Source organism: Candidatus Kryptoniota bacterium (assembly GCA_036567965.1).
Lineage (GTDB): Bacteria > Bacteroidota > Ignavibacteria > Kryptoniales > JAKASW01 > JAKASW01.
Genome location: DATCTN010000016.1, coordinates 154,981 through 178,152, shown reverse-complemented (window position 1 = coordinate 178,152; position 23,172 = coordinate 154,981). Strand labels below are relative to the sequence as shown.

18 protein-coding genes and 1 pseudogene are annotated in these 23,172 nt (G+C 50.9%); 2 read left to right on the top strand and 17 right to left on the bottom strand.

Annotated elements, in window-relative coordinates; translation table 11 throughout:
- A partial coding sequence (locus VIS48_06425; GenBank protein ID HEY9165782.1) for a hypothetical protein occupies positions 1-243 on the bottom strand: 243 nt, incomplete at its 3' end.
- 802 nt (positions 244-1,045) lie between these two features.
- On the opposite strand from VIS48_06425, the gene VIS48_06420 reads away from it, so the two are divergent.
- Both VIS48_06420 and xylA read left to right on the top strand, forming a co-directional pair.
- A complete protein-coding gene (locus VIS48_06420; protein HEY9165781.1) occupies positions 1,046-2,551 on the top strand; it encodes an FGGY family carbohydrate kinase in 1,506 nt (501 codons plus the stop codon).
- Positions 2,548-3,882 (top strand): xylose isomerase, encoded by a 1,335-nt coding sequence (xylA, locus tag VIS48_06415; GenBank protein HEY9165780.1) that lies wholly within the window; start codon positions 2,548-2,550, stop codon positions 3,880-3,882. The genes VIS48_06420 and xylA overlap by 4 nt, the downstream gene beginning before the upstream one ends.
- 48 nt (positions 3,883-3,930) lie before the next feature.
- On the opposite strand, the gene araA is transcribed toward xylA, so the two are convergent.
- The 16 genes and pseudogenes from araA to VIS48_06335 form a co-directional block, all read right to left on the bottom strand.
- The gene (gene araA / locus VIS48_06410) at positions 3,931-5,436 is read right to left on the bottom strand and encodes an L-arabinose isomerase (GenBank protein ID HEY9165779.1); all 1,506 of its coding nucleotides are present in this window, start codon (positions 5,434-5,436) and stop codon (positions 3,931-3,933) included.
- Between the two features lie 62 nt (positions 5,437-5,498).
- Positions 5,499-6,194, bottom strand: coding sequence for an L-ribulose-5-phosphate 4-epimerase (locus tag VIS48_06405; GenBank protein ID HEY9165778.1), 696 nt, complete (start codon positions 6,192-6,194; stop codon positions 5,499-5,501).
- Positions 6,194-7,894, bottom strand: coding sequence for a ribulokinase (locus VIS48_06400; GenBank protein ID HEY9165777.1), 1,701 nt, complete (start codon positions 7,892-7,894; stop codon positions 6,194-6,196). The genes VIS48_06405 and VIS48_06400 overlap by 1 nt, the downstream gene beginning before the upstream one ends.
- A 109-nt stretch (positions 7,895-8,003) precedes the next feature.
- On the bottom strand, positions 8,004-9,161 hold the full coding sequence (locus tag VIS48_06395; GenBank protein HEY9165776.1) for an aldose epimerase family protein: 1,158 nt from the start codon (positions 9,159-9,161) through the stop codon (positions 8,004-8,006).
- A gap of 51 nt (positions 9,162-9,212) precedes the next feature.
- The gene (locus VIS48_06390) at positions 9,213-9,446 is read right to left on the bottom strand and encodes a hypothetical protein (protein HEY9165775.1); all 234 of its coding nucleotides are present in this window, start codon (positions 9,444-9,446) and stop codon (positions 9,213-9,215) included.
- 9 nt (positions 9,447-9,455) lie between these two features.
- Positions 9,456-11,162: a sodium:solute symporter family protein gene (locus VIS48_06385; GenBank protein HEY9165774.1), complete on the bottom strand. Its 1,707-nt coding sequence runs from the start codon at positions 11,160-11,162 to the stop codon at positions 9,456-9,458.
- Positions 11,163-11,378: 216 nt separating this feature from the next.
- Positions 11,379-12,464 carry a GDSL-type esterase/lipase family protein gene (locus VIS48_06380; GenBank protein ID HEY9165773.1) on the bottom strand — a complete coding sequence of 362 codons (1,086 nt, stop codon included), beginning with the start codon at positions 12,462-12,464 and terminating at the stop codon, positions 11,379-11,381.
- Between the two features lie 119 nt (positions 12,465-12,583).
- Entirely contained in the window at positions 12,584-13,963 is a 1,380-nt protein-coding gene (locus VIS48_06375) for an AGE family epimerase/isomerase (protein ID HEY9165772.1), read from the bottom strand.
- A gap of 213 nt (positions 13,964-14,176) precedes the next feature.
- A pseudogene (locus VIS48_06370) lies at positions 14,177-14,374 on the bottom strand (glycoside hydrolase family 27 protein).
- Positions 14,375-14,390: 16 nt separating this feature from the next.
- On the bottom strand, positions 14,391-15,557 hold the full coding sequence (locus tag VIS48_06365; protein ID HEY9165771.1) for an SMP-30/gluconolactonase/LRE family protein: 1,167 nt from the start codon (positions 15,555-15,557) through the stop codon (positions 14,391-14,393).
- 30 nt (positions 15,558-15,587) lie between these two features.
- Complete coding sequence (locus VIS48_06360) at positions 15,588-15,836, bottom strand: T9SS type A sorting domain-containing protein (GenBank protein ID HEY9165770.1); 249 nt, start codon at positions 15,834-15,836, stop codon at positions 15,588-15,590.
- A 162-nt stretch (positions 15,837-15,998) separates the two neighbouring features.
- On the bottom strand, positions 15,999-16,991 hold the full coding sequence (locus VIS48_06355; GenBank protein ID HEY9165769.1) for an SDR family oxidoreductase: 993 nt from the start codon (positions 16,989-16,991) through the stop codon (positions 15,999-16,001).
- A 36-nt stretch (positions 16,992-17,027) separates the two neighbouring features.
- Positions 17,028-17,909, bottom strand: coding sequence for a TIM barrel protein (locus tag VIS48_06350; protein HEY9165768.1), 882 nt, complete (start codon positions 17,907-17,909; stop codon positions 17,028-17,030).
- Between the two features lie 61 nt (positions 17,910-17,970).
- Complete coding sequence (locus VIS48_06345; GenBank protein ID HEY9165767.1) at positions 17,971-19,488, bottom strand: hypothetical protein; 1,518 nt, start codon at positions 19,486-19,488, stop codon at positions 17,971-17,973.
- A gap of 542 nt (positions 19,489-20,030) precedes the next feature.
- Complete coding sequence (locus VIS48_06340; protein HEY9165766.1) at positions 20,031-21,725, bottom strand: FlgD immunoglobulin-like domain containing protein; 1,695 nt, start codon at positions 21,723-21,725, stop codon at positions 20,031-20,033.
- Between the two features lie 370 nt (positions 21,726-22,095).
- Complete coding sequence (locus VIS48_06335; protein HEY9165765.1) at positions 22,096-23,157, bottom strand: glycoside hydrolase family 88 protein; 1,062 nt, start codon at positions 23,155-23,157, stop codon at positions 22,096-22,098.
- Between the last annotated feature and the right edge of the window lie 15 nt (positions 23,158-23,172).

Here is a 23,172-nt window from a genome sequence, read left to right as displayed (position 1 = left end):
GAGAGAAGTCGCGCCATTGGCGGTGGCTGTGAAGAGGGGTGCACTGCCGTTGGTGTTGGCGCTCAGGGCCGCCGGGGTTGTACCTGCGACCACTGTTCCGAAATTAAGCGTACCACTTACTGTGAGAGTGATTCCCTGGATGACAGTGGCGCTCACGTTGACGTTCGTGCTGGCCGAATTTTGCGCAAACGACATCCCTGCGATCCCGAGGACCATTGCTGAGACCAAAATTAAGTTTTTCATGACTATTCTCCTGTAGCTTTCTGCGTTTTGAAATTTGTTCTTTTCTGTGTTCCGTATTGGATTCAGGTTTTTCATTTCACCCACCTTAAGTACAATATGCATGCCAAACAGAATTGTCGAAATCGACCGGAATTTCGACCTTTTGGTCACTTACTCATTTGTATGAATTACGTTTTTGTAACACCCGCCCTTACGACTTTGAGAGAGGAAGCCTCAGAACTGTACAGGAGGATTTCATGCGCTCGGTAGCAGCTGGTAACAAGACTTCTGAAATTGAAATAGAAGAAGCAAGATGAAATCACAATGTGGATCCGCTCCCCTTCAGAGAGGCGTGACAGCTGGGGGTGCACCCGGACGGCTGTAACACACCGGCGCGCATGATCGAAGTTTCAGAGTAAACCCCCGTCGTCAACAATGAGGCGGCGTTTTCAATTTTGCGACTCATCACGAAATAAACGATCCGCTGCATTAAAGCCCGGGGTAAGTCATTGATGCGGCTAAAACTATGGGGCAGTAACGAAGAAACACAGATAAATCCGCCACGATTGAATCGACTGTAGCTCTTAAGATCGTGCACCGGCATTAAGGTTCCAGCTCTCGTCGTAATCCAGTACATGGTGGTACAGCCCATTCCTGGGGACTTCTGCGATCGCCGGTTGAACGGAGAAATCCGTTGCGACTAGCCTTCAAAACGCGATGACAGACTGAATTACTTCATTGCGCCACGATGACCTGTTGAAGATTTTATACAATAAGCTTAATTTTTAAAAATGAAATCCGCAGACAATTGAAGAGAACAGGAATGATCACAATCGGTTTTGATGTTGGAAGTTCCTCCATTAAGGCAGCACTTTACGACGTTGAATCGGGGAAAGCGATCGCTCAGAGCACATACCCGAAAAACGAAATGCAGATTCAATCTCCTCAAGCTGGCTGGGCTGAGCAGGACCCGAATGTTTGGTGGGAGGCAGTTAAAGCGGCGACACGAGAAGTGCTCTCCAGGGCATCGGTGGACAAGAAAGATGTTAAAGCTATCGGGATCTCGTACCAAATGCATGGCCTAGTCGTGGTCGACAAAAACCGAAATGTCCTGCGACCCGCAATCATCTGGTGTGACAGCAGGGCCGTCGGGATCGGGAACAGAGGATTCCATGAATTGGGAGAAGAGAAATGCCTCCGTTTTCTTCTCAATTCACCCGGCAATTTTACTGCTTCGAAATTGAGATGGGTCATCGAGAACGAACCCGAGAAATTCAAAAAGGTTGACAAGTTTATGCTCCCGGGCGATTTCATTGCCATGAAGCTATCGGGCGAAGTAACGACAACACCGTCCGGGCTGTCAGAAGGTATTCTGTGGAATTTCGAGGAAGACAAGCCTGCGGCATTTCTAATGGATCACTACGGGATTGGAAGCTCACTCGTTCCGAAGATAGTCGACGGGTTCGGCAAGCAATGCTTTCTCTCAAAAGAGGGTGCCACAGAAATCGGTCTTGAAGCGGGAACACCCATAACGTACAGGGCCGGAGATCAGCCGAACAACGCTTTTTCACTCAACGTGCTTCGTCCGGGCGAGATCGCGTCCACTGCCGGTACGTCAGGTGTAGTGTACGGGGTCAGCGACAAAATCAAGTACGATCCGCTCGGAAGGGTCAATACATTTGCACATGTAAACCATAGCGCGCGGGAGAGAAGGTTGGGCATTCTCCTTTGCATCAACGGAACGGGAATATCGTACAGCTGGATCCGAAAGGTCCTGTTCGGACAGCCGATACCTTACGAAGAATTGAATCACCTTGCCGATCAATCACCAATCGGATCCGAAGGTGTCATCTTCCTTCCGTTCGGGAACGGGGCGGAACGAATGCTATCGAATCTCGAAGTGGGATCAGGTTTCTCGAGTATCAATTTCAACATTCACAGCAGGAGTCATCTGGTCCGTTCGGTGATCGAAGGAGTCGCGTTTTCATTTTACTACGGGATAAAGATTCTCGGAGAATTAGGAGTTAACCCGGAGCGCATACGTGCAGGTATGGCGAATCTTTATCTCAACAGGATTTTCAGAACGACGGTCGCCACTCTAACGGGCGCCGAGATTCAATTATATAACACTGACGGTTCGCTCGGAGCCGCCAGAGCAGCGGCATTCGGCGCGGGATTTTATGCTTCCCCTGAGGAGGCATTTCGTGGGCTCGAGTGTATCGAGACCGTCAGACCCGACATGCCAAACGCACCCCGCTATCGAGCCGCGTACGAAAAATGGAATGAGCATTTACAAGTCAGCCTAAGAAAAATGGAGAACAAGAAATGAGTTTGAAATTGACAACCGGAAAAAAGGAATATTTCAAGGGTATCGGCCAGATAAAATACGACGGTCATGGTTCCAGAAACCCGCTCGCATTTAAATGGTACGACGCGGAGAAAGTGATTGCCGGGAAGAAGATGAAAGATCATTTCAGATTCGCGACGGCGTACTGGCATTCCTTCTGCAACACGGGCGGCGACCCGTTCGGACCCGGGACGAAGGAATTCCCGTGGAACAAGGCGGATAACCCGGTAAAACGGGCGAAGGACAAGATGGACGCGGCGTTCGAGTTCATGACGAAGCTCGGTACGCCGTTTTATTGCTTCCATGATTTCGACCTCGTCGATGAGGGTTCGACAATCGCGGAATCGGACAAGCGGGTCGGTGCGCTCGTCGAGTATGCCGCCGAAAAGCAAGCCGCATCAGGAGTAAGACTACTCTGGGGAACTTCCAACTTGTTCGGCAACACTCGCTATATGAACGGGGCTGCGACGAATCCTGATTTTAAAGCGGTCGCCTACGCTGGTACGCAGGTGAAGCGCGCGCTCGATGCGACGATCGAGCTCCGGGGAGAGAATTACGTTTTCTGGGGCGGACGCGAAGGTTACTTCTCTCTGTTGAACACTGACATGAAAAGAGAGAAGGAGCATCTCGGCACATTCCTGAGAATGGCGCGCGATTACGCGAGGAAGAAAGGATTCAAAGGGAAATTCCTCATCGAGCCTAAGCCGATGGAGCCCACCAAGCATCAATACGATTTCGACGCTGAGACGGTTATCAGTTTCATAAGAGCGAACGATCTGGCCGACGATTTCAGATTGAATATCGAGGTGAACCACGCGACACTCGCGGGTCACACATTCCAACACGAGCTCCAGGTCGCCGCTGACGCAGGCCTCCTCGGGAGCATCGACGCAAACCGCGGCGATTACCAGAACGGCTGGGACACCGACCAGTTCCCTGTAAACATTTATGAAACCGTTGAAGCGATGCTGATCATACTCCAGGCCGGCGGGTTCAGTACAGGAGGAATCAACTTCGATGCAAAGACGCGGCGGAGCTCGACCGACCTCGATGACATGTTTATCGCTCACATTACCGGTATGGATACGTTCGCGCGCGCGCTGTTGATCGCCGATAAAATCCTGACCGACACGAATTACACTGCAATGAGGAAGAAACGCTACGCCTCATTCGACGGCAGCACAGGTGCAGAATTCGAAAAGGAAAAATTGACTCTCGAAGATCTTCGGAAGTATGCAGAGAAAAACGGCGAGCCGGAGCAGACGAGCGGCAAACAGGAACTTTACGAGTCGATAATCAGCAACAGTATCTGATTTTGTCCAACTGACAGTATACTTGAGCGCCCGGTCTCCGGCGGGCGCTCAGACTCCCCTGCCGAACTGGTAATACACTTCGTTCCACTTCAATTCATTTTTGAAATCCTGAAGTCGCGTCGAGCCATCGATGAGGAGGTATTCGATGTTCGCCATTTCCGCAAAATCCTCCATGTACTCGGGCGTAAGTGCTTTGCTGAATCCGGTATGGTGTGCGCCTCCCGCGAGTATCCATGCGGCCGCGGCGGTCTCGAGGTTCGGCTGCGGAACCCAGACCGCCCTCGCAACCGGCAGCTTTGGAAGGGGTTGATCCGGCGCGACGACATTCACCGAGTTTACTATCAGTCTGAAACGATTACCCATATCGATTAATGACGCGTTGATCGCCGGCCCGGGCGCAACATTGAACACAAGCCTCGGCGGATCATCTTTCCCGCCGATCTTCAATTGATGAACCTCGAGTTTTGGCTTTCCATCCGCGATCGATTCGCACACCTCGAGCATATGGGCGCCAAGCACTTTCATCCCCGCCGGGTCGAGATGATATGTGTAGTCTTCCATGAAGGATGTCCCTCCATCCAGTCCGGCCGACATTACCTTCATCGCTCTCACAAGTGCTGCTGTTTTCCAATCGCCTTCTGCACCGAAGCCATTGCCGTCCGCCATCAGCCTCTGGATTGAGAGGCCGGGGAGCTGCTTGAGACCGTCGAGGTTCTCGAATGTTGTTGTGAATCCTTTAAATCCGCCGTCCCGTATGAATGCCCGCAGTCCGAGCTCGATCCGGGCGCCTTCACGGACATTTGCATGTTTCGCCGCGCCCTTACGAGCATTTGTGGCAACTGCATACCTGTTCTCGTACTCGTCGATCATCTTTTCGACCATCGAGTCCGTTATGTTGTTCACGTACCGGGCGAGATCGCCGACACCATACCCATTTACCGAGAATCCAAATCGGAACTGTGCTTCTACCTTGTCGCCTTCAGTCACGGCCACGTCGCGCATGTTGTCTCCGAGTCGTGCGAATTTTGCGCCCTGCCAGTCGGACCACGCCGAAGCTGCCCGGGCCCAGATGCCAAGCTTTTTCTGAACCGCTGGCTCCTTCCAGTGACCCACAACTACTTTTCTCTTCTTACCCATCCTGGTACAGATGAATCCGAATTCCCTGTCGCCGTGGGCGGACTGGTTCAGATTCATGAAATCCATATCTATCGTGTCCCATGGAATGTCGCGGTTGAATTGAGTGTGAAGGTGGACGAAAGGTTTTTCCAGAAGTTTCAAACCTCCTATCCACATTTTCGCCGGAGAGAACGTGTGCATCCACATGATGAGGCCGATGCAGTTCGCTGTCTTGTTCGCGTCCATGCACAACGATGCGATCGCGTCCGGCGAGGTCAGCACAGGCTTGAAAACGACCTTGCCGGCAATGTGCTTGGATTTGTTCAGCCCTTCGACTATCGCTTGCGAATTTTCGGCGACCTGCTTCAAGGTCTCCGGCCCATACAAATGCTGACTACCTGTTGCGAACCACACTTCATGTTTTTTAATGTCTATCATTTTCGTGTTCCCATATTTTTAGAAGAGATCGCGGCTTTCGTGGAGACAATAATGTTCGAGTTTCATTTATGCTTCTGTCCGTAGTAGGCGTTTTCCCCGTGCTTCCTCATGTAATGTTTTTTCACGATATATGCGGGAAGCTGTTTAATCTCCGGATTAAGCTGCATTGTCCTGAACGCCATCTCGGCGATTCGTTCCAGGATGAGACTGTTCTCAACCGATTGCGACGCGTTATCGCCCCAACAAAATGCGCCGTGACCGGCTGCAAGAATTCCCGGAGTGTTTCGCACATCTGTATCCTTCAGGCGATCGACGATCAACCTCCCCGTATTTTTCTCATAATCGCTCTCAACTTCCCTTTCGCTCAACAGCCGAGTCACCGGCACCGAACCGAAAAACTGATCCGCGTGGGTTGTACCGAGACACGGGATTTCCAGACCTGCTTGCGCAAAAATTGTGGCATACGTGCTGTGAGTATGAGTGATCCCGCCGATTTCAGGGAACGCCCGGTACAATTCCAGGTGAGTGGGAGTATCGGACGAGGGATGCTTTTTCCCCTCCATGACATCTCCATTAAAGTTCACGACTACCATATCCGCTGGTTTCATCCTTTTGTATTCTACGCCGCTCGGCTTGATGACAACTAGTCCCTTCTTGCGGTCGATTCCGCTTACGTTGCCCCAGGTTAATACCACGAGCCCGTATTTTTCGAGACTGATGTTCGCGTCGCACACATCTTTCTTCAATTTCTCAAGCACTATCTTGCTCTCCTCGCCTCGTCCCTGATATTAAGAAGATCTTTCATGACGTGATAAACACTTCCCGACCATTTGCGAGTACCGAAGGCGTCGTGCAGCTCCCGATAAAGGGCATTAAGTTTGCCATAAATCTCACGGTTCTCCTGACGGGGATGAAATGTCCTGTTGGTCCCAGTCATGACTCTCTGCGCCTCTGCAACCGACTCATAACCTTCCGCACTTTTACCTGCTGCAACTGTCGCAAAGATTGCGGCTCCTAGCGCGGGAGTCTGGTCACTTCTCGAAATCTTCATCGGCCTGCCGGTTATGTCGGCATATAGCTGCATGAGTAGAGGGTTCCTGCTCGCGAGGCCGCCGCAATTCACCACTTCTTTTATCTTCACGCCGTATTCCTCTATCCTGTCTATGATCGCAAGCGCCCCGAAGGCAGTCGCCTCAATAAGGGCACGATAAATTTCATGCGCCCGAGTCTGAAGAGTCTGCCCGATCAGCATCCCGCTCAATCTGACATCGACCAGGATTGTCCGATTACCGTTGTTCCAGTCAAGCGCGATCAATCCGCTTTCTCCCGGCTTCAACTTTTCAGCAGCGGCATTCAGGTTCTTGAACTTTTCATCTTGCGTCGTACCATAATCGTCAGGAGTCAAGTTATTGACGAACCAAAGGAAGATGTCGCCGACTGCCGACTGCCCTGCCTCAATTCCGTAGTAGCCGTCCATGACCGAACCGTCGACTATGCCGCATACGCCGGGAATGTCCGCCAGTTTTTCCGAATGAGGTGAGACCATGATATCGCAGGTGCTTGTCCCGATAATTTTCACGAGTGTTCCAGTCGAGATCCCGGCGCCAACCGCACCCATGTGCGCATCGAACGCGCCCACGCAGACTGTTACGCTCGTCGAGAGTCCGATCCGCTGGGCCCAATCTTTAGAAAGTTTTCCCGCCGATTTTTCAGAAGTGTACGCAGAGTCATAAAGTCTCGAACGGAGCTCGCCGAGGCCCGGCGAGAGTGAATTCAAAAATCCCGCGTCAGGCAAACCCTTCCAGGCCTCATTGTACATCGCCTTGTGCCCTGCAGCGCACACGCTTCTCTTCAACCTGTCGGGCCGGATCTCTCCGGTGAGACTTGCTGTAATCCAGTCGCAAATTTCCACCCAGCTGTATGCAGAGTCGAAAACTTTCTCATCAACTTTCTTGCAATGGAGGATCTTGCTCCACCACCATTCCGACGAGTACACTCCTCCAATCTTCCCAAGATATTCCGGTCGCATCTTAGAGGCGGCTTCCGTGATTTGAGCCGCCTCAGCGTGACTCGTGTGATCCTTCCAGAGCCACACGTAGGCGGAAAGAGTTTTATTGAATTTCCGATCAAGGCAAAGCGGCTGGCCGGTCGAGTCGACGGGCATCGGGCTGCTTCCCGTGGTATCGACTCCGATCCCGATGACATCGGTCGGATTGAAAGCAGGCTCGCTTGCCTGCGCGCTTCGAAGTGCTTCTCTCACAGTTACTTCAATTCCCAGCAGATAATCTGCCGGGTTTTGCCTGGCGAGATTTGGATCGTTCGGGTCGATAATTACGCCGTCTTTACCGGACGGATAAGGAAAAACATGGGACGCAACCTCACGGCCGTCGGCGATATCGACTATCAACGACCGGCATGAGTTGGTCCCGAAATCCAGCCCTATGGCGTAACGACTCATCTGAAACTCCGGCGGAATAATAGTAAGTCAGTCGCAGCGGACACGAGAAGGGCAGTCGGGGTCTCCGTGCCCGACGAAAGTTGGGAGGCCCCGCGCAGATCTGAAGTAATTACTTCTTCACCGAGAATTTGTAAATCGTTGTCTGTTTGTATGTTTGTCCCGGCTTTAAGGTTGCGGTCGGAAATTTCGGCTCGTTCGGCGAATCGGGATAAAGCTGCGTCTCAAGTGCAAGTCCGGTTCGATACTGATAGTGCACCCCGTTCTTCCCAACCTCGCTGCCATTCAGAAAATTTCCCGTGTAGAATTGAAGTCCCGGTTGATCGGTCGAGAGATCGATCACTCTTCCGCTCGACGGATCGTAAAGCTCCGCGACCTTGCGGACTTTCTTGTCATAATTATTCAGCACCCAGTTAAGGTCGTACCCTCCGCACGTCTTGAGCTGGTCGTTGTCACTATTGATCCGTGCACCAATCGCTGTCATTTTGCGGAAGTCCATCGGTGTACCGGAAACTTTTTCGAGGACTCCCGTGGGGATGAGTCCCTTGTCGACGGGTGTGAATCGATCCGCCGCGATCATCAGCTCTTCATCAAGGATGGTCTTGCCCGTATCACCGCTCAGGTTGAAATAAGAATGGTTGCAAACGTTCAGTATCGTCCTTTTGTCCGTTGTACCGGTGTAATCAATTCGAATCGAGTTGTCCTTTGTAAGAGTGTAAGTCGCGGTTACCGTAACAGTACCGGGGAATCCTTCTTCACCGTCCTTACTTATGTAAGTCAGCTTGAGCGCGGGACCTTTGGACGTCTCGAGGGGCTCGGCATTCCATATTACCTTGTTAAAACCGATTTTGCCTCCATGGAGTGTATTTGCACCGTCGTTGACAGTAACCTGGTACGCTTTTCCATCGAGACTGAATTGTCCCTTCGCGATCCTGTTCGCGTATCTCCCGACGATCCCGCCGAAATAGGCTTTCCCGTTTTCATATCCTCCTACGCTGTCATAACCTAGCGCCACGTCGGAAACTTTTCCATTTCGATCGGGTACCAACACGGAAACCACGCTTGCGCCGTAATCAGTGATCTTGACAGTCATACCGGAGGCATTCTTCAAAGTGAAGAGATGAGCCTCTCTGCCGTCAGATAATTTCCCGAATGGTGACTTTTCGATCATAGGTTGAGCTTTCATTTTTGACTGTCCTTTCAATGACCCCGTCACAGAAAACACGAATGCGATCGTGACAATGACAAGTATTAAGTTCTTCATTTTCATTTTCGTTTTCCTTCCAGAACTATTTATAGCGAGTCTCGAACCTTAGTTGTGTCAGAGCGTTACTTTCTTCTTCTTCCACGGTCTGAAATTAACGAAATAGATCGTGCCGATTACGATGAGGAGTAGACCCCACCAAATCCCGAAGTGGAGATTCCTGAGGACGACCTGCTTTCCAAAAGAGGAATAGAGCGCTTCAAAAATATTCGAGACGGTAATAATGATGCCGTAAAGGAGAAGGAGGCTACCGATAAAGAACCAGATCGAGATACCTTTATTTTCTACCATTGTAATCTCCTACCAGAAAATTACGTTTAGTGCGATTAATCCCGCGAAGACGACTCCGGCCCAGAAGATCGGACGCTTCAGAAGCGGGAGGTCACCTTCCGAAGGAATTTCGGTGCACCCTCTCACGAGGCCGACCAGCTCCGTCTCCGGTTTCGGTCGCGAGAGGTAGCTGACAACAACCGTTACGATGACGCAGATGAGCCACGACCAGAGAGCCCGGTACATGTTCTCAGCCATTGCTTGCGCATGAATGGAGAGGGCGATGTAGCGAAGCGCGCTGGGGTCGATCTTGACCCAGGCCCACATACCGATTGACGAGCCGATACCTGCGAACAGGCCCCAGAATCCGCTCTTCGGAGTGGCTCTTTTCCAGAGCATTCCGAGCACGACGGTGCCGAAGGTTGGCGCAACGAAGAAACTAAACAGTGCCTGCACATAATCCATTATGCTGGCGAATTGCTGGACCAAGTAAGCGGTACCGATACTTATGAGTACACCTATGATGGTACACCATCTGCCGATCTTCACGTAATACGCGTCAGCTTCTTCTTTCTTAGCCACCCGCACATGTAGCGGTCGGTAAATGTCGTACGTCCAAACCGTCGCGAAGGCGCTGACATTACCCGCCATGCCGGACATGAATCCGGCTATCAATGCCGTGATTCCGAGACCGAGCAATCCTGGTCCCGCATATCTTGCGAGCATGAGCGGAAGAACCTGGTTGTAGCTGTGAGCGCCCGCCACATTCTTTGCAACATCCTCAGGGAGTAAGCCTGGAATCAAAGCCAGCCCAAGCAGGCCCGGAAGAATCACGATGAAAGGTACCATCATCTTGAATCCGGCACCGATTATTGGCGCCATTTTCGCCGCACGCAGGTCTTTCGCGGCCAGTACCCTCTGGACTACAAGAAAATCTGTCGTCCAGTATGCCATCGAGATACAGGCGCCCAAACCAAATACAATCCCGACCCAATTGATTCCCATTGGATTGTCGGTAAAAGAACCGAGTGTCCTCCAAAGATGTGTATAATCTCCTACCGGGAAGTTCTGGTGAATTTTCGCGACCATTCCGCTCCATCCCCCTGCCTCGATCATACCAAGAATGGGGATCACCAGCGCTCCAAGCCAGATCAACATGAACTGGAGAACTTCATTGAAAATAGCCGAAAGCAATCCGCCTAGAACGACATAGACCATGACAGTGATGGACGAAACCCAGATGCTAAAATGTAAGTCCCAACCCAGGATCGCATTCATGACCGAAGCCATAGCGAACATATTTATGCCGCTCATGAGGACCGTCATGAATCCGAAAGAAACCCCAGACAGCATACTGGCGCTTTCACCGTACCTCAGTTTCAAATACCCAGGGACCGAATGGGTTTTACTGATGTGATAAAAGGGCATCATGACGATCGCCAGGAACAGCATCGCAGGGATTGCACCGATCCAGTACCAATGTGTTGCGAGGATTCCGTACTGGTAGGCGGACGCAGCCCAGCCCATCAGTTCCAGCGAGCCGAGATTCGCGGCGACGAAGGAGAGGCCGGCAATCCACATGGTCATCTTTCTGCCGGCCATGAAGAAGTCTTCACCGGTCTTAGTGAAGCGTAACAAGTAATAGCCTATTCCGAGAACGAACACGAAGTATATCGCGATGATCAGAGAATCAACCCAGTCGAGCGATACAAGTGTCGTCGGACTGAACAAGAGCATCGGGACGCGCAACGTTGAACAGTAATCCATAGCCTTCCTTCTTTAGTTGTCAGTGAAAAGTTTTGGTGAAGGAATCAAATCTGCAGCACCTTTCTTCAAGCAATGGCATGAGTATTTCGAAAAATATAACATTTAAGTAAACAACCTGCATCATGTCCGACTAATGTATTCGGCCCGTGCTCAAAATTATTCTATCGAACAATGCGGCCGAAACGTTTACTTATAAACCTTCATATCATCGATCGCTTTGATGATAACAGCGGCAATCCTTTTATGACTCGCGACGGTCGGATGGCTGTTAGCTACGTAGCCGCCCGGATAGAATCCGAAACTGGCGAATTGTATGTCCTTGTGTCCGGCCGCGTGCTCCTCATCGATCACGCGTTCCACATTTTGTACAATCCACTCCTCGTAGGAACTCACGGCAAGGATCGGCACTCCCGGATATACCCGGAGTAAAGTGTCCAGGAAGGTCTCATATCCTTCCTGAAATATTTTTGAATTCTTCTCCGATACATTTCCGTCTTTTCCCCTAAGTCCGGAATGATCGTTAAGTCCCAGACAGATGACGACCAGGTCAGGCGTCCAATTTCTAAAATCCCACTTAGGTTCCGGCGACTCCATGAGCGTTCTATTGAAATAGTGCGGCATGCAAATGTCAAGCTTGCCTTGCCAGTCACAGACCGTTCCGATCCCTGAGCGTGCTGTGATGTGGTAGTCCGCGTTGAAGTTTCGCGCCACCATTGTCGCGAAGCCGCTGTCAATATCCGTGACCGGGAACTTATCTTGCCAATTCATCTCCGGCAGCGTGGCTTCGTTTCCTTCAGCAGCGGTGAACGAATCGCCGATGAATTCAATTCTCCTCAATGGAATCGGAGGCGGCTGGTACAATGACGCTGAATCTGAAATCATAAGCCCTGAAAACGAATAGATCCCGAAAGAGATATTTCTCTGGCTGAACCTTAGAGTGTGTCGCCCGCCGACCAGGCTATCGGCAAGTATATAATCTGCATCACCGGATGCTGTACCATGGAAAACTGAATGCAATCGTCCGTCGACGTAAACATCATAGTAATTTGTAGTATCACTCATTCTAACCCCAACGCTGTCGCCATCGAACACGGCGACAATGAAGACGCCCGGCCAGGAATGCCGGTAATTGACCGGATCTGATTTGTCCCATCTGCCAAAGTATTCGGTGCGTGGATCATTCGCGGGCACCAGCTTCGCGGCGGAACTCGAACCACTAAGGAACAAAAGGAAAAAGATCACCACCATGAATGCGTTAAGGTTCATCTTCATTTCCCGCATTCCTTTCATCTGATTCTTAAAGAGGGTTTCACACCTCGCCTGGATGACCACGCCGGCAGAAAACGACTGAAGACCCCGTCCCGCCGACACAGGTCTGGTCGCGCCGAATGTCAAAGTTTACCCGCTAGCCTCCGGATGCAGTTCATCAATCCGCGTGTCGTATGATAATTGCATTTCCAGATCGTCGACTTCGGTCCCTTCTGGACGTTAGGCGCTTCATCGATTCCGCCCCAGTACCATCCTCCGTATCCATGATCGATCAGATAAGTCTTTATGTAGTTCCACTGGGTGAGGAACTTATTGTAGTAATCGTGTTTATCGCGCGGGAACATCTCAGACATCATCAGGAATGAATTGAGTGCTTCGATCTGTGACCACCATTCTTTCGTAGGCAGGACTATCGTCACGCTGTCCCGCCCCTTGAAAATGTATCCGCCGTCGTAGATCCCGCCCTTTTCGCGGTCCCAGCCGTTGTCGAGCGCGAACTCGTCGAGCTGACGCGCCACCCTGATGGTTGCGGTGTCATTTGCGTAGCCGAGAGTTTTTGATGTCTCAAGAAGGAGGTAAGCAGTTTCGACATCGTGACCGAATGAAATATGGTCGAGCTCAAAATTCTTCCGGAAGCTCTCCCCACTTGAATCGCGATAGGATACGGGAGTCCAATCACGATTGAAAAAGAGCGTCATATAACCCTTGTTGCCGACGACGATATCTCTCACTTCATGGAAAAGCATGTCCAGTCGTGCCTTCAATGTCGGATCAGGCCAGACAGTGTAGAGTTCGGTGAAAGCTTCCATGATATGTATCATCGAGTTCTGGTCCTTAGGCGGGGTCCCTCTGTACCAGTCTTTGTGAGGGGTGCCGTCCACTTCAAGGTTCTGGAAGTAACCGCCGTATTTCGGATCGTAACTGTGTTGATCCAACCAGTTGAAAGTTTTTATCGCGAGGTTCAGCGCCCCGGTGTCACCGAATGCCTGGAAATACGTAGCGAGACCGTAGATTGCAAACGCGTTGCCGTAGGCAGTCTTGGCGGTGTCGCCTCTGAACCCGAGCGGTTTCCCTTCACGGGAAACAAAATCGTAGAATCCGCCGTCCACTTTGTCCCACATTTCGTTCTCTAAAAAATGGTAGCCGTAACGCGCATCGGTATAGTACGGCTCCTTTGTACCATAATACATCGACCCGTTGGAATTCGACCAGACGTGGCGTGCCTGCGTCACAATCATCTTGACCTGTCTTCCTTCAAGCTCCCACTTGTAATTGACGTCGCTGAAATATCCTCCGTAGACCGTGTCGATTGTGAGAGGATACCAGAGATCGAACTCGCTCTTGAGGGCAGTGGCTAACTCAGATATCAGAGTGTCTTTACTTATACCGGCGTGCAGCGAAAATGGTAGAGAAGGCATTCTCGCAATTCCGGCTGAAGGACTCGAGAATAGCGCGATGACGAGAGGGAATAAAAGGAGCGATTTCGAAAATGGTCTAATCATACTAATCCCCTTTGCCTGTGAGCTTTTATCTACAGAAGATCGGGTCGGGTACGAGGGATAGAGTCTCACTCTATTTCCGATTTTCGTCCACAGTTTAACATTTCAAATTTAATGCGAACCTCGAAGAGAAACTAACAGGACGAATGAAATTGTTCTCATGCAATCTTCCTGCTTGCCGGATGATTACGCTAAGGAAAGTTGCCGATGATTAGATTAGCTGATCGGAGCCAGTCTCAGCATGACAACGTCATGTGATGGTATTTCGGCGACGAAGTTGACGTCCGTGCGGCCAATTTCCTCATGATGCCACAAGTCCTTTATAAGAAACACTCCTTTGAGAAACGGGAGATAATTCCAGTTTATTCGGATTTTCATTTGGTCATCGCCGCTGTTGAAGATACAAACTGCCCACTCGCCGCGTTCCCGCTCATTTCATCAGGACCATTTTTCCGAACTCGCTCTGAGAATTGGATTCAAGCTTGTACAAGTATGTGCCGCTGGTGAGACTTGACGCGTTGAAAGTGACTGCGTGCTTTCCTTGTGTCTGAATATCGTTTACGAGCGTCGCCAGTTCTCTTCCGAGTATATCATATACTTTCAACGTCACACGGCCGACAGCTGAAAGCTGATAGCTGATGATCGTCTCCGGATTAAATGGATTCGGAAAATTCGAATAAAGCTTGAAGTGAGATGGCCGGACAAGATTATACCGATCGATTCCCGTGGCCTTTGCAAGACGAATTCTGTACACGCTGTTGCCGGCCGTTATGTAAAGAGTCTTCCTGTCCGAGTCGCCCCAGTTGCAGTTTGTGGTCTGACCCGGTACGAGGATCGTATCCAGCGTCGCTCCGCTTGGGCTGAAAACCCAAATACCGAGCGGTCCGGCCGAAAATATATTCCCGCTCGAATCTGCCTTCATTCCGTCGGCATTACCGGACGATGTGGCCATCACCGCGAACTGCCGCTTATTCGCGATTGCAGAATCGTCCACGACATCCCACACATATATGATTCGCTTGCCGGAATCATTGACATAGAATTTTGTCTCGTCAGGTGAAAAACAAATTCCGTTCGGTTCCTGGAGTGTGCTGTCGAGGAGCTGCAAGTCGCCGAGCTGGTTGATCCTGTATATCCCACAAAAGGAAAGCTCTTTCTTCTGCCCGGTGGGTATATTGTAATCCGGATCAGTAAAGAAGATCGCTCCGTCGGATTTCACGACAACATCGTTCGGGCTGTTCAATGCTTTTCCCTTCCATGTCGATGCAAGAGACGTCTGGGAGCCGTCAGTTTCCACGCGGGCAACGCGTCTGTATCCCATCTGGCAAAAAACCAATCTTCCCTGACCGTCAAATGTTAAGCCGTTTGAATTGTTCGACGGGTTCATGAAGACCGTCGCCCCTGAATCGGATGACCATTTGTACATCTTGTTCCCATTAATATCCGAAAAGAGCAGCCCTGTTCCATTCTTCCAGACCGGACCTTCGACGAACTGAAATCCCGTCGCGATCTTTTCGAGAGTGGCCCCGGGCGGTACAGGCGATTGACAGAACGCAGAAGTCGCTGACAAGAGCAGAAGAAGGTTAAGAATCCTCATGATCATATTTCTCCGGATAATTACATTCTACTATTTCAACAAAAGCATTTTGCTGATTCCGACGTACGAAGCGGTCCTGAGCTGGCAGAAATAAATTCCGCTTGCCAGATTCTTTGCGTCAAATCTGTAGACATGAGTCCCTGCGATGAGATTTCCATCAACGAGTCTCTCCACGAGTTGTCCGAGCACATTGAATACGCTCAATTTGACATTCTGGTTTATATCGTGGAATGAGGTCAGAAGGCCGGCGACGATGACGAGTGATTTAATTTTCATCATCTTCAAAAGCATTTCCGGTTTTGGAGAATCGGGACAATTTATTAGTCGTAGATTGAATACGTTGCGTCGGTTTCGAATTTCGCCATGCTTTTTCCGCCGAATATTGTTTCGGGACCGGGTATCAAAGACAAGAAGCGCGGACCATGAATTATTGGTCGGCCGCTATTCGAGTCTCCCCTCATATTTCTCGATGACAAGATCCATCATCGCATTTGTTTCCTTTTGTACGATCTTTCGTTTCGGGTCGGCATCGAACCAAGCAAGCGTCTTCTTCACTCCCTCGCTGAATTGTATCGTCGCCTTATAATCGGGCACAAAAGTTTTTATTTTCGTGTTGTCGAAGATCGCGCAGTGGGACTTGTCTCCGAGCAAGGTGCCGGTGAGCGAGCCGTCGAATTTTATGAGAAAGTCTGTCGGTATATGCACGATCTTTGCTTCCACCCGCGCAGCCTCGGCGACCATCTTATATATCTGGTCCCATGTCAGCGCTTCATCCGAGGTAATCTGGAAGGGATGACCGATTGACTGCCGGTTGCCAAGGAGCCCTACAAACCCTTTCGCAAAATCCTCAGCGTGAGTGATGGTCCAGAGAGAAGTCCCGTCACCGTGGACTATCACCTTCTTCCCTTTCTTCATCCTGTCGACCGCGGTGTATTCACTCCAGCCGCCTATTGCCAGCGGTATCACCGTGTCATAAGTAAACGACGGACGGACAATGACGATTGGAAACCCCTCTTCCCGATACGCCCGATTCAGTCTCTCCTCGCAGGCGATCTTGTTACGCGAGTATTCCCAGTACGGATTACAAAGCGGAGTTGATTCGGTAATAACCGGAAACGTCGGCGGTTTTTGATATGCCGACGCAGAACTTATGAATACATACTGGTTAGTTTTTCCGCGGAAGAGCTCAATATCTCTTTCCACCTGGTCGGGGGTAAAGGCAATCCAGTCGACAACTGAATCCCATCTATGGCTTTTGAGAGCCCTTGATACAGCGGCCGAGTTGGAAATGTCACCTTTAATGACATTCGCCCCTGTGATCTTCACTTTCCTTTGGCCGCGGTTCAGAATGTAAAGATCCATTCCGCGTCGGACACAGAGTTTACTGACAGATGTGCTGATGTTTCCGGTACCACCGATAAACAAAACTTTCATTTATTCTCCTTCGATTTGCACCAAGGCATTACGAGATCAGACTTTTCCTTTAGCGAGTTTATTCTTGGTCAGATAAGAGTAACTATCTCCTATCCCGTCGAAAATATCTCCTCCATATTCGTCGAATTCGACAATCATCCACTTTATGTTATCTCCTCCTGCTTTAACGATGGACGGAAAGTCAAGGACGCCTTTTCCCGCGGGGACCTGCTCATAACCTTTCTCTCCGTGAACAGCGGGACCATCCTTGATGTGAAGGAGCGGTGCGCGCTTGCCGAAATCCTGAATGATCTTTGTCGGATCCTGGCCCGCAACCTTCGCCCAGTAGGTGTCGATCTCAAAGAATACGTCATTATCGAGATGTTCAAGGAGATAATAAAACGGCACAATGCCATCGTCATTCTTTTCGAAATCCCACCAATGGTTGTGAAGACCGTATCGCAAACCATTTTTCTTAAGAAACGCCGCGATCTCGTCGTGGACATCAACCATGAGTTTGATATTGGCTTCGTTCTTATACTTGTCACCCTCCGGCCAACCGTGATAAACCAGTGTGTCGCATTTATACGCGTCAGCCATCTTGAGCGCTAGGTCGCGCGCATCTCCGACTGGAAGTTCCGAATGCATGCTGAACACTTTAAGGTCCAGATCTCGAAAGACTTTTGCCGCCCGGTCAAGTGAAAGGTTTTCCGGCAGCGTATAACTCTCGATTCCCAGATAGCCGGTGTCTGCAACCTTCTTCATCGTCCCTTCGAAACCATCCACGATCGCCTTGCGAACGCTATAAAGCTGCAGGCCGATGTTCGCTTCGTAAGAGTCCGCTGAAGGAAAGAATTTAAAGCGCGGTAGGGCAAGAGCTGCCGTACCAAGTCCCATTAATTTCAGGAAATCTCTTCTGGAGTTATTGAAGTTCGACATGTTCTTCTCCTTTAAACTTTTCGCCGCTGTGACGGAATCCGGCGTCGGGTTAACGGTCAATTCACGGAGCTATGAGCCGGTAACTGACGAAGGCGACACGCTTGCCGTCCGGCGACCATGATGGTACGTTAATTGTCCCCTGTCCCCCGAAGAGGGTGGCGATGATTTTTGGCTCGCCCCCTGAAGTGGGCATGAGCCTCAGGACAACGTCTTTGTTTTCCGGATGTCCTTCGACGCTCTTGTCGTAAGAGACAAACACAATCCATTTTCCGTCCGGTGAAGGGTGCGCGAACCAATCGTTGTATCCGTCATCGGGAGTTATCTGCGTTTGTTCTGAGCCGTCGGCTTTCATTCTCCAGATTTTCATCTGGCCGGTTCTAACGGAGTTGAAGTAGATGTACTTCCCGTCCGGAGAATAGTCCGGGCCGTCGTCAAGACCGGGAGCGGTGGTGAGCCTGATTTCCTTCCCGCCGTTGACCGAAATCGTGTACACGTCGAAATTTCCGTCGCGTTCCGCGCAGTAGGCGAGCGTCTTGCCGTCGGGCGACCAACCGTGCCAGTATGACGGCGCATTCTCGGTGACGAGCCGGGGATCTCCTCCGCCGCTGGGCAAGATGTAGATGCGGGAGCTCCCATCCTTGCTCTGGTCGCTAATCGCGAGAAGTTTGCCGTCCGGCGACAGGCCATGATCGTTGTTGCACTTGGTCTGCGATCCGGTATTGATGAGAGTCGGCGTTCCGCCACCGACGGGTATTGTGTAAATCTTTCCGTCGCTGTTGAAGTACAATGTATTTCCATCGCGGCTCCAGTTTGGCGCCTCAAAATGCTCCTTAGCGCTGCGAACGATCGTTCTGACTCCCGAGCTCACGTCAATCGTCTCAAGAGTGCTTTCAAGTACCTGTTGATCCACCTTCACTTCTCCTGTCTGTGTGAATTTTACATCCGAGAAAACCGCCGTCTCCTGCGTGGTCGAGTCGTGCGAACACACGGCAAGTCCAGCATAGACATCTGCCGGCATCCTGAGCGTGATGGTTCCAACAATATGTTTCACGTCGTCCTTCACCAAGGTCAGCGTGAACTGGTCTCCGGTTCGTTCCAGAATCATCCTTGCAGGAGCGGCCACAGGAGACTGAACCTCGCTCGTCGTCCCGCCCGTTGTAGTCCTGTACTGGAGACATATCAATCCGACGCCGTGTGCGACGGCATCAACGTACGGATCGTCGCTGTTCAGCCCTGCCCGGACGACCCAACCCGCCTTGCGATGAGGCTGCTTGCCTTCGCCCACCCACGATATATCGGTTGAAAGATGAAGGTCTCCGGAGGCGTGACGCCATACATAGTAGAAATCATCCTCGTTTGCCCACATGTTGTTGCCGCTACCGGTGATGGTGTACGTATGCGCAGCGGAGTCGTACTTCATGGAACACGGAAGATGTACCCTTCCCACTTTTGTCTGTCCGTCGAACTTAGTCTGCGCGTACGCGAGCGTCGCAAAAGAGAATAAGGCAACGAGCACAAGCGAAAGATGGAAAATAGTTTTCAGATTCCGGGCCGCAGGGACAGGAGAAATTGGTCTCATGATTTTATCTTGACCTCCAGCTTTTGGTTATAACGTCATGAAGAAAATCAAAAACAGGAACCGGCCTTAAAGACCGTGATGCCAACTCTTCACAGATGAATCCGTAAGGAGCACAACTCCAGACTGAGGTCATGACCAGCGATTCAGCCCGCCCGCATCGAGGTTCAAGCCCTCCGAAAACCGATCGATGAACTTTCCCGCATGCCTTCTGGTCATCTTAAACAGGTCTCCTGTTTATTCGACGTGACGGCTTAAAATTAGAACCTTTGTGCCATAATGACAAGAGGACTTTCCGATCGGTTGAATTGCATCTCAATCCCGAGCATCAATTCAGGAATGGGATCACCGCTCCGCGCTCCGATCTGAAAACAGAGCGACCGAAGGAGTTCCTCTCTCATTCCTAAATACGCTGCATTGGTCGAATTCATCCGAGCACAAGTTCATTTGTTGTTCACCCAATACTCACGGATGCCTGATGTCAAAGTAAAACTAAATGAAGAGCTGCGTCCTGATTGCGATTTCAACTTGGAACTTGCCATGATTCATTTCAATAATATCATTTTATCTGTTGCGATCACGCGCGAGCCCTGGGAGAGCCGATAGAAGTAGACACCGCTCGGCACGCTTTGACCCTGGCTATTGCGGCCGTCCCACTCAACTACATGATCCCCTGGAGCAACTGTGCCGTGAACAAGCGTTCGTATTTTTTGGCCGAGCAAATTATAAACGGATAATGTGAATTCAGCTAGCTCCGGCACGGAAAAGCTGATCTTAGTTGTCGGGTTGAAGGGGTTTGGGTAATTCTGTCGTAACTGAAATGTCGCGGACTTCTCATTAGTGGTCTTGATCCCGGTTGCTCCTGAAGTCGGAAGCGTAATCTCCCATAATTTCGGTGCACCGTTAGGCTGCTCCAGGCCGGTTTCCGCAACAAAGAGTCGGTTGCCGACAAGCTCCTCTCCGAGCGGCGAGTTGAAACCGGATATCATCCTCGTAACGTGAGCCGCATAATTACCGGTGTCTTTCACGAGATTGACAACCAGGAGATCCTGACTGGTATCGCCCAGGTCGCTTACCAGCCTACTTGTCGCAACTGATATCACGAATCCGCTTCCCTTCAGGTCTCCGGCGAGGATGGAGTCCCTGTCGAAGGCAATCCCATCGGGCGATCTGTGCGGCGTCAGAGATGATATTGTAGTGCCCGACTGACTCGCGTCCATCACCTGACCTGTCGCCGTGTCACGGAAGTGATCGGCGTCAGGACCGTAACTCGGGATGGGATAGGTGAACGTGATGCTGTCCGGCGCCGCAGGGTACGAAGTATCGTTGCTGAAAGTCTTATAAAGATTTCCTCCGCCCCAGGCGTACGGACTCAGGAGAGGATCTGAATGAGAATCGTAAGGAGTAAACTGCTGAGGAGTGATATCTGTGCTTATGCGCCATGGGAAACCGTAATGGAGCCCAGGTCTGAGCCAGTTGATTTCCTCTGGATCGTCACGGTCGCCGGAATTCTCGACGCCTATGAGGTCTCCGTTCCCGTCGTACGCAAAATCAAATTCATTCCTGATCCCTTCACAGAAAAGATACCCATTCGATCTCAGCCAAGATCGATCATCCTGAAGGATGACGTCGTTGCCGTCCACGGGGAGACGGAGTATGATCGAAGTGAGACCGACTTCGCGATAACCGTTTTCAACTTCTCCATGATCCGTTCCAGCGCCGCTGTTTACATACAATGAGTCGCCTGTGGGATTGAGTATAATCCCGCTCATTCTATGGTTATAAATGTTGCCGTAAGCGTAAGGGACCGTCGTCGCGATCACGCTCCATGTGCGCGTCTCGCCACCGACGGTGTCGGGGATACCTTTCACGATGGTAGCAGTCCCGAGGACACTTGTGGAATCGTTTCCGACTAAATACATGGTTCCATCGCTCCCGAACGTCATCCCGAGGGGAGCGTTCAACCCGTGGTCGGAGGTAGTGTAAACTGTCGTCAGAGTTGCCGAAGAACTATCCGAACTGAAATTTACTCGTTGGATTATTCCGTTGTTCTGCAGGACGTAAAGGTCTCCGGTCACAGGGTCCCGCCTGATCCTGACCGTATTATGACCGAGAACAGCTAGTTGTTTTATTGAAACTCCCGTATGGAGCACCTTCGGCTGCGCCTGAACGTTTGCGCATTTAACGAAGGTGAAAATAAATACCGCGAGCAATATCCGTTTAGCAGTGACAAGTAACATCTTAGCATCTCCTTGGTTCGTGCGCAATTCAGGTAACTGCTGACTCACCGAATTCCGAAGAGTCGTAATTCCATTAAGAAAATCAAATCCGCGCTCTTGGGTCTAATCCCGTCGGCATAGCGGCAACTACTTTCGGCAATGTCGTAGTAGGGCTTCGACCCGTTAGTCCCGCATAGTTGATTGTACCTCAGCTGCGGGTCGCCATCCGTTTGCAAGTCCAGTATACAAATCGTGGGGCTTCATTACAATTATTTCGACAGAGAAACAGATTGGAGCTTTGATGTTAACACGCCGCTGAAAAATACTATGAGATAATCTTTTTGAATTAGTCTGAACAACCGATTCGATGTGATAATACATGGCCGCAATTTCAGCCGGCCAGATCAGCGCGAGCTTTCTCCATCATGAGGAAGAAGGCTTGCCCCTCGGTAGCCGTGCCGGGGTGATCGAACTCGGGCGAACCACACACCCCTTGAACCATACCAAGTTCATCGACTTTCGATCGGGCGGCCTCGTACATCTTGTCGGCGCGCGATTCGTATCCTCCATCAATCCAGCCGCCCTTGATTCCGCGATAGATCGAGTACGCGAGCATTTGCGAGAGATTTGTTTCAATGAAAGAGCCCGGATTGTCGATGATGTTGTGGAACAATCCGTCTGTTCTAATGTGCGCGAGGCATCCGTCGATAAGGTCACGAACGTAGCTCATCAGCTTATCTCTCACGGCGCGCATGGATTCGGGCATGGCGTGTATCACTCTTGTCATGCCTGCAGCTGCCCAGCCGTTTCCTACTCCCCAGAAATCCTTTCTCGCGAAATCATTCTTTTCGCAGTCCCACATATGTGACAGAAGTTTTTTCTCGGAGTTCCAGAGAAATCCTCGGACGCCGTCGATCTGCTTCATAGCTTCATCGAATTTCCCCGCCGTCGCCAGGAACGGCGGAAGCATATAGAGAGAATCGCTCCACACCTGAGGAAGATTTGTAAAATGATAAACTATACCCTCTTTGTTCCTCGGCGCCTTCTCGAGAAAGTATGTCAGCATCTTGTCATAAGACGCCGTCATGTTGGGATCTCCTGTCTTTTTTGCGGCCCACAGAATGGCTTCTCCGGTTGAGGCAGCGTCAGTAGATGCGAATTCTTCGCCGAGCATCGCAGGCCGCCCATCCTGTGCCTGTCTTAGGACGGCATCTCGTGCCATCAGGATGACGAGATCGGAATTGCCGGTCTCGAGCATCGCCTGCATTGCAACACCTTGTTCCCATGTCGCACGCTGCAGGCTGAGCATCGCGAGCTTCACTTTTTCAATCAGCATTTCATCACCCTGACCCGTACTGGACTGCGAACCAAAAATCCTCTCGAACATTTTACCCGTGCTCCCCGCGGCAATCGCCGCGAGCGGAATGCCCTCCAAAAAGTTTCTTCGTTTCACGATTCCCTCCTGACT